Raw genomic sequence first — 12537 nt, 5'->3', positions numbered from 1 at the left:
CCTTAGCGAGCAATGGGCGTCAGGCGAAGCAAGTGAATCCGACGGCTGTCGGCGTTCAGGATGCGGAAGCGGTACGGGCCGATTTCAGTGATTTCGTTGCGTTTTGGCAAATGCCCGAACGCGCTCATCACCAGGCCGCCAACGGTGTCGAATTCGTCGTCGGAGAACTCGCTGTCGAAAAACTCGTTGAAGTTCTCGATCGGTGTCAGGGCCTTGATCAGGAAATCACCGCTGGGCAGCGGCTTGATGTAGCTGTCTTCTTCGACGTCGTGTTCGTCTTCGATGTCGCCGACGATCTGTTCCAGCACGTCTTCGATGGTCACCAGGCCTGCCACGCCGCCGTACTCGTCAATGACGATGGCCATGTGGTTGTGGTTGGCGCGAAACTCGCGCAGCAGCACGTTAAGGCGCTTGGACTCCGGCACGAAGGTGGCTGGGCGCAGGAGGTCCTTGATGTTGAAGCTGTCGCCGTTCTCCCTGAGGATCAACGGCAGCAAGTCCTTGGCCAGCAACACGCCCATCACGTCATCATGGCTTTCGCCGATCACCGGGTAGCGGGAGTGGGCCGAGTCGACCACGGCAGGCAGGAACTCGCGCGGTGTCTGGGTCGCCTTGATGCTGACCATCTGCGAGCGCGGGACCATGATGTCCCGGACCTGCAAGTCAGCCACCTGGATGGCGCCTTCGACGATGGCCAGCGCTTCACTGTCCAACAGTTTGTTCTGGTGTGCATCGCGCAGCAGCTCCAGCAGCTCCTGGCGGTTTTTCGGCTCGTGGGCAAAAGCCTGGGTGAGCTTACCCAGCCATGACTTCTGCCCGTTGCTCGATCGATCTTCGCTCATAGCGATTACTCTGAATCCTTTGTTGTTTCGGTAGGGAATGCGTCGGTTTCGTCGTCCGCGTACGGATCGGGAAAGCCCAGTTCTGCAAGCAACGTTCGTTCCAGTGCTTCCATTTCTTCGGCTTCTTCGTCATCAATATGGTCGTAACCAAGCAGATGCAAGCAGCCGTGAATCACCAGGTGCGCCCAATGGGCCTTGAGCTCCTTGCCCTGTTCGGCGGCTTCACGCTCGACCACGGCCACGCAGATCACCAGATCGCCCAGCAGCGGGATGTCGAGGAACTCATCCGGCACGTCGGCCGGGAATGACAAGACGTTAGTTGCGTAGTCCTTTTGCCGCCAGGTGTGGTTCAGCTCGCGTCCTTCGGCTTCGTCGACCAGACGAATGGTCATCTCCGAGTCGGCGGTGCGCTGGCGCAGGGCCAGTTCGCACCACTGGCGGAACTCGGCCTCGCCGGGGGCGCAGGCTTCGGTAGCGATTTGCAGGTCAAGCTCAAGCATCGCGGCGGCTATCCTTGGCGGCGGCATCATCGGCCGCCTTGGTTTCGAAGCGCTCGTAGGCTTCGACGATGCGCTGTACCAGTGGATGGCGCACGACGTCCTTGGGCTGGAAGTGGGTGAAGCTGATCCCCGGCACATCCTTGAGCACTTCAATCACGTGGTGCAGGCCGGACTTGGTGCCGCGTGGCAGGTCGACCTGGGTGATGTCCCCGGTGATGACGGCCGTGGAGCCGAAGCCGATCCGGGTCAGGAACATCTTCATTTGCTCGACCGTGGTGTTCTGGCTTTCGTCGAGAATGATGAAGCTGTTGTTCAGCGTGCGGCCGCGCATGTAGGCCAGCGGCGCGACTTCGATCACCTGGCGCTCGATCAGCTTGGCGACGTATTCGAAGCCGAGCATTTCGTAGAGCGCGTCGTAGAGCGGGCGCAGGTACGGGTCGATTTTTTGCGACAGGTCGCCGGGCAGGAAACCGAGTTTTTCACCCGCTTCGACCGCCGGACGAACCAGCAGGATGCGGCGAATCTGCTCGCGCTCCAGTGCATCCACCGCGCAGGCGACAGCCAGGTAGGTCTTGCCGGTACCGGCCGGGCCGATGCCGAAGTTGATATCGTTACCGAGGATTTCCTTCACGTAGCGCAGCTGATTCAAGCCACGGGGGCGAATCATGCCTTTCTTGGTGCGCAGGGCCACGGACGGTTCGGCGGGGGAGTGGTTGTCCAGCTGCTCGACGGCCGATTCCTGCAGGAACAGGTGCACCATGTCCGGCGACAGCTCGGTACCCTTGGTTTCCCGGTACAGGCGGCGCAGGAGGTTTTCCGCGGAGGTGGTGTGTTTGGGTTCGCCGATCAGCTCGAACTGGTTTCCGCGATTGCGGATCTCGATGGTCAGGCGCTGTTCGATCAAGCGCAAATGCTCGTCGAATTGCCCGCACAGATTGGCGAAGCGGCGAGCTTCAAAAGGCTCGAGGATGAAACGATGTGGTTCTATGGGTGCGTTCAAGGTCGTATTTAGCCGCCCTGGGGCAATGGTGATGAGTTCAAGGATAGCGCCAGTGGCGTGGGCGCGAAAGCTCTTAAATAACCAACGTCGTACGCAATCCCTGTGGGAGCGAGCTTGCTCGCGATGACGGCCTGACATTCAACATATGAGTTGTCTGGCCTGACGCTATCGCGAGCAAGCTCGCTCCCACAGTGGAATGCAGTGTTACTGGATCAGCGAGCCCCGCAGCGAGTGCGGCTGCGCGGCATCGATGTGCACGTCCGCGAACTGGCCGATCAGGGTCGGATTGTCGCAGCGGAAGTTGACGATACGATTATTCTCGGTCCGGCCTTGGAGCTCGCTCGGGTCTTTTTTCGAGTAATCGGTCACCAGGATTCGCTGGATCGAGCCGACCATTTGTCGGCTGATCTCGAAACCTTGCTGGTTCAAGCGATGCTGCAGGGCATTCAGGCGTTCTTTCTTCAGCTCTTCCGGCGTGTCGTCGGCCAGATCGGCGGCCGGTGTGCCCGGGCGCTGGCTGTAGACGAAGGAGTAGGAAAAGTCGAAGCCGACGTCGGCAATCAGCTTCATGGTTTGCTCGAAGTCTTTCTCGGTCTCGCCGGGGAAGCCGACGATGAAGTCCGAGCTGATGCAGATTCCCGGCACGGCGGCGCGCAGTTTGCGCAGTTTGGATTTGTATTCAAGCGCGGTGTGGTTGCGTTTCATCGCCGCGAGGATGCGGTCCGAGCCCGATTGCACCGGCAAGTGCAGGTGCTTGACCAGCTCCGGCACGTCGGCGTGGGCCTGGATCAGGCTGTCGGAGAACTCCAGCGGGTGCGACGTGGTGTAGCGGATGCGGTCGATGCCATCGACCGCGGCGACCACGCGGATCAGCTCGGCCAGGTCGGCCAGGCGCCCGTCATGGGTGAGGCCGCGATAGCCGTTGACGTTCTGCCCCAGCAGCGTCACTTCCCGCACGCCGTTTTCGGCCAGGTGAATGATCTCGGCAATCACGTCGTCGAACGGCCGGCTGACCTCTTCACCGCGGGTGTAGGGCACCACGCAGAATGTGCAGTACTTGCTGCAACCTTCCATCACCGACACGTAAGCGCTCGGGCCGTCGATGCGGGGCTCGGGCAAGTGGTCGAACTTTTCGATTTCCGGGAACGAGACGTCGACTTGCGGCAGCTTGCTGATGCGCGCGGCGTCGATCATTTCCGGCAGGCGGTGCAGGGTCTGCGGGCCGAAGACAACGTCGACGTACGGCGCGCGATCGCGAATGGCCGCGCCTTCCTGGCTGGCCACGCAACCGCCGACGGCGATTACCATGTCCGGGTTGGCCAGCTTCAGTTCGCGCCAGCGGCCGAGCTGGGAGTAGACACGATCCTGGGCACGTTCGCGGATCGAGCAGGTGTTGAGCAGGATCACGTCGGCGTCTTCAGCGCGAGCGGTGACTTCCAGGGCCTGATGTTCGCCCAGCAGATCGACCATGCGCGAGCTGTCGTACTCGTTCATCTGACAACCGTGGGTTTCGATGTAAAGCTTCTTGGCCATGGAATAGAGTCATCACGTGATTCAAAGAACCGCGCATTATAGGGAACATGTACCCAGGTTCCTACCGCTGCGCGTCCGATGGCTATGCTATAGTTCGCGCCCTCATTTTTATCCCCCGATGTGTTTCGCCCACCATGACCAAACGTGAAGCTCCAATCTACAAGGTGATTTTCCTCAACCAGGGCCAGGTGTTCGAAATGTACGCCAAGCAGATCTATCAAAGTGATCTGTGGGGCTTTCTGGAAGTGGAAGAGTTCGTCTTTGGCGAGCGCACGCAAGTGGTCGTCGATCCGAGCGAAGAAAAGCTCAAGGCTCAGTTCGAAGGCGTAGTGCGCAGTTTTGTGCCGATGCATTCGATCGTGCGTATCGATGAAGTCGAGCGTATGGGAACACCGAAAATCAGCGAAGCCCGTGGCGCGGTCGGCAATGTCATGCCGTTTCCGATGCCGATGCCTGAGAAGTAAGTCTCAAGACCGGGTCGCCCCCTTCGCGAGCAAGCCCGCTCCCACATTTGATTTGTGTACGACGCAATTCAAATGTGGGAGCGGGCTTGCTCGCGAAGGGGTCAGAAAGGTCGACGCAGAAATCAGGGTAGCGGCGAGAAAGGCGTACGCCCGTCAGCGCTCTGCAATTCCATCAAGTATTTACGGAAGATTTGCCCGAGCACCTGGGTAGCAAGCTCCAGTTCTTCGCGGGGCATCTTTTCGGTGACTTCGTCGGCGGTGTCCAGGGCCTCTTCGGCGCCGTTGACCGCCGCCATCTTCAGCAGGATGTACGCCTGAACGTTATTGGCCGGCACGCCTTCGCCGTGGAAGAACATGGTGCCGAGTTTGAATTGTGCCTGGGCGTGGCCTTGCAGCGAGGCTTTTTCGAAATAGCTCAGGGCTTGATTGAGGTCGCGCGGCGTGTTTTTGCCTTCGTAGTAGAACTCACCCAACTCGTATTGCGCTTGCGCATCCCCTTCTTCCGACGCTTTCTGGCAGGCGGCGAGCGCCTGTTCCAGGTCTTGCGGCTGGGTATTGAGGGTGCAGCGACCCATCGCTGGGATTAACAACGAGTTGCCGCCTGCTTGTGCGTGCGCGAGCAGGGGCTGAAGAAGCAACAGGCAGCCCAGTGCAAGGGTGCGGCCGGTGCGGTTCATGGGAATCGACTTACCTCTGAAGGGCGCGCGGACCCATCGAGGGATCCAATAAGCGCGCATTATGAAATAAGCAGGGCCAACCTTACAAAGTCTTTACTCGTTTTTCTGCTGCACGGGAAATTTATCGCCCACTTTGCGGGGGATTATTAGCAGATGAGTAGGAAAAATCGTGGGAACGTAGGCGAAAGCTGACGCTGGCAAGGGCCAGCGTCAGCATTTGAACGTTACTTCAAGGCCGCGAAGGCGCGCTCGGCGGCGTTCAGGGTCAGCTTCAGTTCAGCTTCGCCGTGGGCGATCGAAGTGAAACCGGCTTCGAATGCGCTCGGTGCCAGATACACGCCACCTTCGAGCATCAGGTGGAAGAAGCGGCCGAACAGGGCTGCGTCGCTGGCCATGACGTCATCGAAGGTGACGATGTCGTCGGCACCACTGAAGTACAGGCCGAACATGCCGCCGGCCTGGGTGGTCACGAACGGAATGCCGGCCGCATCGGCGCGCTGTTGCAGGCCGTCGAGCAGGCGAGTGGTGTAGTCGGTCAGCTCGGCGTGGAAGCCCGGGCGGCTGATCAGACGCAGGGTGGTCAGGCCGGCGGCCATCGCCAGCGGGTTACCGGACAGCGTACCGGCCTGGTACACCGGGCCCAGCGGGGCGATGCGCTGCATGATTTCGCGCTTGCCGCCGAAGCAGCCGACCGGCATGCCGCCACCGATGATCTTGCCGAAGGTGGTCAGGTCCGGCGTCACGCCGTAGTACGCCTGGGCACCGCCGAGGGCGACACGGAAACCGGTCATCACTTCGTCGAAAATCAGCACCACGCCGTGCTTGTCGCACAGGGTCCGCAGGCCTTCGAGGAAGCCCGGAGCAGGCGGTACGCAGTTCATGTTGCCGGCCACTGGCTCGACGATGATGCAGGCCACATCCTGGCCGACTTCGGCGAGCATGGTTTCTACCGCGTCGATGTCGTTGAACGGCAGTGTCAGGGTGTGTTTGGCGAATGCCGCCGGTACACCGGCCGAGCTCGGTACGCCTTGGGTCAGTGCGCCGGAACCGGCCTTGACCAGCAGGCTGTCGGAGTGACCGTGGTAGCAGCCTTCGAACTTGATGATGCTGTCGCGGCCGGTGAAGCCACGGGCCAGGCGAATGGCGCTCATGGTCGCTTCGGTGCCGGAGCTGACCATGCGCACCATTTCCATCGACGGCACGAGGGAGCAGACCAGGTCGGCCATCTGCGTTTCCATCTCGGTCGGAGCGCCGTAGGACAGGCCGTGCTCAAGCTGTTTGCGCACGGCGTCCAGTACGTCCGGGTGGCTGTGGCCGAGAATCATCGGACCCCAGGAACCGACGTAATCCACATAACGCTTGTCGTCTTCGTCGGTGACGTAGGCGCCTTCGGCATGTTTGAAGAACAGCGGTGTGCCGCCGACGCTCTTGAACGCGCGAACCGGCGAGTTCACGCCACCGGGAATGTGTTTCTGGGCATTGGCAAACAGCGTTTCGGAACGAGACATGATCGGGCTCTCAGACTTTTAGTAATTCATTGAATGCGCGGGCTCGGCGGGTTACTTCAGCCGTGCTCTCGGCGCCAAACAGGCCATGCACCACGGCCAGCAGGTCGACACCATGGGCCACCAGCGGCGCGGCGTTTTCCAGGGTGATGCCGCCGATCGCGCAGATCGGCAGGTGCAGTTTGCTGCGTGCCTGGTCGAGCAGGTCGAGACTGCAGGTCGGGGCGCCGGGTTTGGTGTTGGAATTGAAGAAGCGGCCGAACGCGACGTAGCTGGCGCCTTCTTTGACGGCCTGTTCGGCGAGGTCGAGTTGCGCATGGCAGGTCGAACCGATGATTGCATCGCGACCCAGCAGGGCGCGGGTCGGAGACAATGGACCATCAGTTTGACCCAAGTGCACGCCGACATTCAGGCGTGCGGCCAACTCAGCGTCATCATTGATGATCAACCGGGTGTTGTAGCGTTCGCATAAATCACGCAAGGCTTCGGCTTCGCGCAGACGACGGGCTTCGTCACTGCTCTTGTCGCGGTATTGCAGCAAGGTGACGCCGCCTTCCAGCGCCGCCTCCACGTACTTGAGCAGCTTACCCTCCAGCAAATGGCTGTCGGTAATGGCGTACAGGCCACGTAGTTTCATCGGACAAGCCTCACCGCATTACAAATAGAAGTTACGAACAGAAATCCAGTGGCAAGCGGCGCGGCACGAACTGGCCTTTGCCCAACTGCTCGGCATCGCGCAGGGTGCGCCACGTGTAGTTAAGCGCGGTCTGCACGGCGCTGGCGAGGTTTTCACCCTGGGCCAGACGACCGGCCAGGGCACTGGCCAAGGTGCAACCGGAACCGTGATAACTGCCGGGCAAGCGCTGGCAGGTGTAGGTTTCGCGCAAGCCATCGCGGCTGTACAGGCGATTGTGGATTTCGGTTTCGTCGCCATGGCCGCCGGTGATCAGCAGGTGTTTGACGAACGGCAGGAGTTTTTCTGCGCACTCGTCCGCGGTGCCTTCGGGCAGTTCGGCGAGGATGCGGGCTTCGGGAAGGTTGGGGGTCGCAATGATCGAAAGGGGCAGCAGGCGTTCGCGCATGGCGTAGCCGACTTCGTCCTTGCCCAGGCGTCCGCCGCCGCCAGCGCGCAGCACCGGGTCGCAGACCACCGGCAAGTGCGGGTGCGCCGAAAGCAGTTCGACCACGGTGTCGACCATTTCCAGGGAACCGAGCATGCCCAGTTTGACGGCGGCGACTTCGGAGTCGTTGAGCACGGCATTGGCCTGGGCCAGTACCCACTCACGGTCCAGGACGCGGAAGTCAGTGACATTGACGGTGTCTTGCACGGTCAGGGCGGTGACGGCCGGAGCCGCATGGCAACCCTGTGCGAGCAGGGCTTCGATATCTGCCTGCAAGCCGGCGCCACCACTTGGGTCGTGGCCGGAGAGACAGAGGACAACGGGGCGAGAGCTGTAGATATTCATGGTGCGCGAGCTTACCACCAAACAACGTTTTTCGGGTGTAACGACATCCGGTCCGGCCGATAGATTGTGGCGAAGGCGCTCACTGTTCGCAGTGCATTTTTATTATCTGATCAAGTCAACAGCTCTATCTCAATAATCTTCGCTGGAACGCCCGTTCTAGAGCCTTCGTAGGAAAAATTTCAATGGTGTTTAATGGCCATCAACGGCTATGCTAGAGTGGATCCAAACCAATAACAGGTGATACCGGTTTTACGTCTGCTCAAAAGGAATGGGGGGCTTCCTGACAGAACCGGACAGGCCACGCTGGGGCTTCAATGCGCTATTTGCTGATGTTGCTGTTGTGTTTGCCCCTCCTGGCAAACGCCGTCGAGTTCGATGAGTTCACTCAAAGCCTTCCCTTGGGCCGAACCCTGCAGGTCTATGAGGACGCAGGTGGTCAGGCGACCATCGCGGATATCCGTGCGCAAGCGGCGGCCGGCAACTTCAAGCCGCACCACAAAGATACGCTTAACGCCGGGTACTCGCGTTCGGTGTTCTGGCTGAAAATCGACCTGTATTACCGTCCAGCCAATCCGGCGGCGCAAAGGACCTGGCTACTGGAACTGGCCTATCCGCCCCTCGATCATCTCGATCTCTATTTGCCCGATGCGGCCGGCAACTATCAGTTGGTCAGGCAGACCGGCGATGCCTTGCCCTTCGCCAGCCGCGAGATTCGTCAGAACAACTATCTGTTCGACCTGACGTTCAAGCCGGACCAGGCCGAAACCGTATTCATGCGCTTGCAAAGCGAAGGCTCGATCCAGGCGCCGGTAACCTTGTGGTCGAGCACCGCCTACCTCGAAGAGCAGCCCGTGCGCCTCTACGTACTGGGGCTGATCTACGGCGTACTGCTGGGGATGCTGGTCTACAACCTGTTCATCTACCTCAGCGTGCGCGACACCAGTTACCTCTACTACATCTTTTATATCGCCTCGTTCGGCTTGTATCAGCTGTCGGTAAACGGTGCGGCCGTGCAGTATTTCTGGCCGGACAATCCGTGGTGGGCTAACGCTGCGACGCCGTTTTTCATCGGCTGTGCGGGGCTGTTCGGCAGTCAGTTCGCCCGCAGTTTCCTGCAGATGGCTACCCACAGTCGCTGGCTTGACCGCTTGTTGCTGGCGCTGGTTGCCTTCAGTGCGCTGGTGATCGGCCTGTCATTGATGACCAGCTATGCCCTGGCCTTGCGCCTGGCCACGGCCCTGGCGCTGACATTCACCGTGGTGATTTTTGCCGCCGGGATCTTTGCCTGGCTGCGGGGCCTGCGGGTGGCGCGGTATTTCATCATTGCCTGGTCGGCGTTTTTACTCGGTGGCATCGTCAATACGCTGATGGTGCTTGGATACCTGCCGAACGTGTTCCTGACCATGTATTCCAGTCAGATCGGCTCGGCCATCGAAGTGGCGTTGCTGTCCCTGGCGCTGGCCGACCGCATCAACGCTATGCGCGAGCAGCAGGCTCAAACCCTGTTCGACGCCAGCCAGAAGCTTGAAGTCCTCAACCAGCAACTGGCTCACAGTAACAAGCTCAAGGACGAGTTCCTTGCCACCCTGACCCACGAATTGCGCACGCCCATGAATGGTGTGATCGGTTCACTGGAGCTGATGCAGACGGTCGAGATGGACCCGGAACTCGAGTACTACCAGCAGACGGCTTCGGGGTCGGCGCGGGACATGATGCGCATGGTCAACGGCATCCTCACCCTCACTGAATTGCAGGCCGGCAAACTCAAGGCCTCGGCCGACACCTTCAGCTTGCGTGGCGTGGTCGAGGCACTGCGCACGCAGTTCGAGGGCAACGCATCGAGCAAGTCGCTGGACTTCAAGGTCGATGTCGCGCCAGGTGTGCCGGATCGCTTGCTCGGCGACAACGTCAAGATCGCGCAGTGCCTGGAATGCCTGCTGGATAACGCCATCAAGTTCACAAAGGTCGGCGGTCTGGCGCTGCGGGTGACCGGCAAGACCATCGAGCCCGACCGGCTGGCGTTGACCTTTGCGGTGATCGACACGGGCATTGGTTTCACCGATTTAGGGGAGGCCACGATGTATCAACGGTTCTTCCAGCTCGATGGCTCGATGACCCGTGAATACGGTGGCCTGGGGGTTGGCTTGGCGATTTGCCGACAGTTGGTCGAATTGCTCGGTGGGCGGCTGACTCATCGCTCCGAGCCAGGGCGCGGCAGTCGGTTTCAGCTGGATGTGGAAGTCGGGCTGCCGGAGGTCGAACGTCCGGTGACACCGTTGATGACCCGGGATTTTCCGCGCCTGCGCTTGCCTCAGGATTGTGCCGTGCTGTTGGTGGATGACAACGGCATCAGCCAGTTGGTAATGCGCGGCATGTTGCTCAAGCTGGGCTTTCGCGTACGTACGGCCAACAGCGTCGATGTCGCGCTCGATCTGTTGCAGCGCGAAGTGTTTGACGCGGTGCTGGTCGATTGTCAGTTGCCGCTGCCGGACGGTGAGTCGGTGTGCTGCCGGATCCGCGCTTTACCCGGTTATGCCGAGCTGCCGTTGTTCATGATCGCTCTGGGCGGTGACCGAGAACGTTGCCCGACCGGCGCAGTGATTGATCACTTGAGCAAACCGGTGAAATTCGAAGACTTGCAGGCCGCGCTCTACCGCCGTGTGCTCTGCCCGAAACAGGGCGAAAGCGCCGACAGTTAGGCGTATATGACACTTTGATCGGCCGAGGGGCGGTGCTTAACTGAAGTCCCTTGGCCGACCAAAGGAGCCCTGTCATGAACCTGCATCAGTTCGCCGAAACCCACGAAGTCACCAACCAGCCACCGTCACTGGACGGCGCCAACCTGTACCGCATTGACTTGCCGTTGCAGGAATGGTCGCGGCGCTTCGGGGCCGGTTGGGCCGAATCGCGGATCGACGCCTATGGCGCGCTGGCCGGTGGCCCGTTGATGGAAGCCGGGTTCCTGGCCAATCAGAACAAGCCGGTGTTCAACAGCCATGACCGGTTTGGTCATCGCATTGATCTGGTGGAGTTTCATCCGGCCTATCATCAATTAATGCGCACGGCGGTCGAACACGGCCTGACCTCGCTGCCCTGGGCGCACCCGCAGGACGGCGCCCATGTCGCCCGCGCGTCCATGACCTATTTGCACAGCCAGGCCGAGGCCGGCAGTGGATGCCCGCTGACCATGACCTTCGCCAGCGTTCCGGCCATGCGCCTGCAACCGGACCTGGCGAAAAAGTGGCTGCCGAAAATCCTCGCCACCGAATACGACCCGCGCAATGTCGGCATGGTCCACAAGGCTGGAGTCACCATCGGCATGGCCATGACCGAGAAGCAGGGTGGTACCGACGTGCGGGCCAATACCACCAAGGCCTATCCGGTCGGCGCCAGCGGTCCGGGCCAGGCCTATGAACTTGTGGGGCACAAGTGGTTTTGCTCGGCGCCGATGTGTGACGCCTTCCTGACACTGGCGCAGACCGACAAGGGCCTGACCTGTTTCCTGTTGCCGCGCCATCGTCCGGACGACACGCGCAATCAGTTCTATATCCAGCGCTTGAAGAACAAGCTCGGCAACTGCTCCAACGCTTCCAGCGAAGTGGAGTTCCGTGGAGCACTGGCGTGGATGGTCGGTGAAGAGGGCCGTGGCGTTCCGACAATCATCGAAATGGTCGCCATGACCCGCTTCGATTGCATGGTCGGTTCCAGTTCGCTGATGCGTCAGGCGCTGACCCAGGCCAGCCATCACTGCGCTCACCGATCGGTTGGCGGCAAACTGCTCAGCGAACAGCCCTTGATGCAGAACGTGCTGGCGGATCTGGCGCTGGAAAGCGAAGCGGCCCTGGCGTTGAGCCTGCGCATGGGCCGGGCGCTGGATCATCTGGATGATTCGCAGGAAGCCAAATTCGCCCGCCTGGTGACGGCGGTGGGCAAGTACTGGATCTGCAAACGGGCGCCGGCGATGATCAACGAAGCGGCCGAATGCATGGGCGGCGCGGGTTATGTCGAAGACAGCATCCTGCCGCGGCTTTACCGCGAGGCGCCGGTGAATTCGACCTGGGAAGGCTCCGGTAATGTGCAGTGCCTCGACGTGCTGCGTGCCCTGTCGAAAGAACCAGGAGTGCTCGATGCGCTGTTCAGCGAGTTGGGCGATGGCCATGGCGACAAGCGCCTGGCTGCGCACATCCATCAATTGCAGGCGGCCTTCAAGGACACCAGCGACATCCAGTACCGCGCCCGGCAACTGACTGAAGACATTGCCCTGGGGCTGCAGGCCAAGCTGTTGCTGGAAGCCGGGAATGCGGTGGTCAGTGATGCGTTTATTGCCAGTCGCCTGGATGGCGGCGGCCGAGTGTATGGCGCGTTACCACGAGGGCTGGACGTGGAAGCGATTGTCGCGCGCTCGACTCCGCAGGGCTTCTGATCACCACTTGGCCCCATGTGGGAGCGGGCTTGCTCGCGAATGCGGTTTCACATTCAACATTGATGTGGCTGAAAGACCGCTTTCGCGAGCAAGCCCGCTCCCACAGTTGTTCTCTATGCACATCGCC

The 12537-nt window shown here is 60.7% G+C and carries 11 protein-coding genes; 3 read left to right on the top strand and 8 right to left on the bottom strand.

Features of this window, described 5'->3' with window-relative positions; genetic code table 11:
- Nucleotides 1–2: 2 nt before the first annotated feature.
- The 4 genes from PspS34_RS24545 to miaB all read right to left on the bottom strand — a co-directional run bounded on the left by PspS34_RS24545 (nucleotide 3) and on the right by miaB (nucleotide 3875).
- On the bottom strand, nucleotides 3–842 hold the full coding sequence (locus PspS34_RS24545) for an HlyC/CorC family transporter (RefSeq protein ID WP_046028710.1): 840 nt from the start codon (nucleotides 840–842) through the stop codon (nucleotides 3–5).
- Nucleotides 843–847: 5 nt separating this feature from the next.
- Entirely contained in the window at nucleotides 848–1342 is a 495-nt protein-coding gene (ybeY, locus tag PspS34_RS24540; RefSeq protein WP_154862122.1) for an rRNA maturation RNase YbeY, read from the bottom strand.
- Nucleotides 1335–2342: a PhoH family protein gene (locus PspS34_RS24535; protein ID WP_008022966.1), complete on the bottom strand. Its 1008-nt coding sequence runs from the start codon at nucleotides 2340–2342 to the stop codon at nucleotides 1335–1337. Before PspS34_RS24535 ends, ybeY begins: the two co-directional genes overlap by 8 nt.
- Before the next feature lie 204 nt (nucleotides 2343–2546).
- Nucleotides 2547–3875: a tRNA (N6-isopentenyl adenosine(37)-C2)-methylthiotransferase MiaB gene (miaB, locus tag PspS34_RS24530; RefSeq protein ID WP_154862123.1), complete on the bottom strand. Its 1329-nt coding sequence runs from the start codon at nucleotides 3873–3875 to the stop codon at nucleotides 2547–2549.
- Between the two features lie 134 nt (nucleotides 3876–4009).
- On the opposite strand from miaB, the gene PspS34_RS24525 reads away from it, so the two are divergent.
- On the top strand, nucleotides 4010–4339 hold the full coding sequence (locus tag PspS34_RS24525; RefSeq protein WP_008052403.1) for a DUF1820 family protein: 330 nt from the start codon (nucleotides 4010–4012) through the stop codon (nucleotides 4337–4339).
- 122 nt (nucleotides 4340–4461) lie between these two features.
- On the opposite strand, the gene PspS34_RS24520 is transcribed toward PspS34_RS24525, so the two are convergent.
- The 4 genes from PspS34_RS24520 to PspS34_RS24505 form a co-directional block, all read right to left on the bottom strand.
- On the bottom strand, nucleotides 4462–5016 hold the full coding sequence (locus PspS34_RS24520) for a tetratricopeptide repeat protein (protein ID WP_102670792.1): 555 nt from the start codon (nucleotides 5014–5016) through the stop codon (nucleotides 4462–4464).
- Nucleotides 5017–5240: 224 nt separating this feature from the next.
- A complete protein-coding gene (gene hemL, locus PspS34_RS24515; RefSeq protein WP_154862125.1) occupies nucleotides 5241–6524 on the bottom strand; it encodes a glutamate-1-semialdehyde 2,1-aminomutase in 1284 nt (427 codons plus the stop codon).
- Between the two features lie 10 nt (nucleotides 6525–6534).
- Entirely contained in the window at nucleotides 6535–7158 is a 624-nt protein-coding gene (gene thiE / locus PspS34_RS24510; RefSeq protein WP_150814330.1) for a thiamine phosphate synthase, read from the bottom strand.
- A 31-nt stretch (nucleotides 7159–7189) separates the two neighbouring features.
- Nucleotides 7190–7987: a hydroxymethylpyrimidine/phosphomethylpyrimidine kinase gene (locus PspS34_RS24505; protein WP_008052407.1), complete on the bottom strand. Its 798-nt coding sequence runs from the start codon at nucleotides 7985–7987 to the stop codon at nucleotides 7190–7192.
- Nucleotides 7988–8301: 314 nt separating this feature from the next.
- Between PspS34_RS24505 and PspS34_RS24500 the strand changes: the two genes are divergently transcribed.
- Together PspS34_RS24500 and PspS34_RS24495 are read left to right on the top strand one after the other, a co-directional pair.
- Nucleotides 8302–10686: a hybrid sensor histidine kinase/response regulator gene (locus PspS34_RS24500; protein WP_154862126.1), complete on the top strand. Its 2385-nt coding sequence runs from the start codon at nucleotides 8302–8304 to the stop codon at nucleotides 10684–10686.
- A 74-nt stretch (nucleotides 10687–10760) separates the two neighbouring features.
- Entirely contained in the window at nucleotides 10761–12410 is a 1650-nt protein-coding gene (locus PspS34_RS24495; RefSeq protein ID WP_159390343.1) for an acyl-CoA dehydrogenase family protein, read from the top strand.
- Nucleotides 12411–12537 lie beyond the last annotated feature (127 nt).

The sequence above is a fragment of the Pseudomonas sp. S34 genome (assembly GCF_009866745.1).
Taxonomy (GTDB): Bacteria; Pseudomonadota; Gammaproteobacteria; order Pseudomonadales; family Pseudomonadaceae; genus Aquipseudomonas; species Aquipseudomonas jessenii.
This window is presented reverse-complemented; position numbering and strand designations above follow the sequence as displayed.

Bases quoted from the DNA above. Each gene is read 5' to 3' on its own strand.
- PspS34_RS24545 (WP_046028710.1), bottom strand. From the start codon at position 842: ATGAGCGAAGATCGATCGAGCAACGGGCAGAAGTCATGGCTGGGTAAG.
- ybeY (WP_154862122.1), bottom strand. From the start codon at position 1,342: ATGCTTGAGCTTGACCTGCAAATCGCTACCGAAGCCTGCGCCCCCGGC.
- miaB (WP_154862123.1), bottom strand. From the start codon at position 3,875: ATGGCCAAGAAGCTTTACATCGAAACCCACGGTTGTCAGATGAACGAG.
- PspS34_RS24525 (WP_008052403.1), top strand. From the start codon at position 4,010: ATGACCAAACGTGAAGCTCCAATCTACAAGGTGATTTTCCTCAACCAG.
- PspS34_RS24520 (WP_102670792.1), bottom strand. From the start codon at position 5,016: ATGAACCGCACCGGCCGCACCCTTGCACTGGGCTGCCTGTTGCTTCTT.
- hemL (WP_154862125.1), bottom strand. From the start codon at position 6,524: ATGTCTCGTTCCGAAACGCTGTTTGCCAATGCCCAGAAACACATTCCC.
- thiE (WP_150814330.1), bottom strand. From the start codon at position 7,158: ATGAAACTACGTGGCCTGTACGCCATTACCGACAGCCATTTGCTGGAG.
- PspS34_RS24505 (WP_008052407.1), bottom strand. From the start codon at position 7,987: ATGAATATCTACAGCTCTCGCCCCGTTGTCCTCTGTCTCTCCGGCCAC.
- PspS34_RS24500 (WP_154862126.1), top strand. From the start codon at position 8,302: ATGCGCTATTTGCTGATGTTGCTGTTGTGTTTGCCCCTCCTGGCAAAC.
- PspS34_RS24495 (WP_159390343.1), top strand. From the start codon at position 10,761: ATGAACCTGCATCAGTTCGCCGAAACCCACGAAGTCACCAACCAGCCA.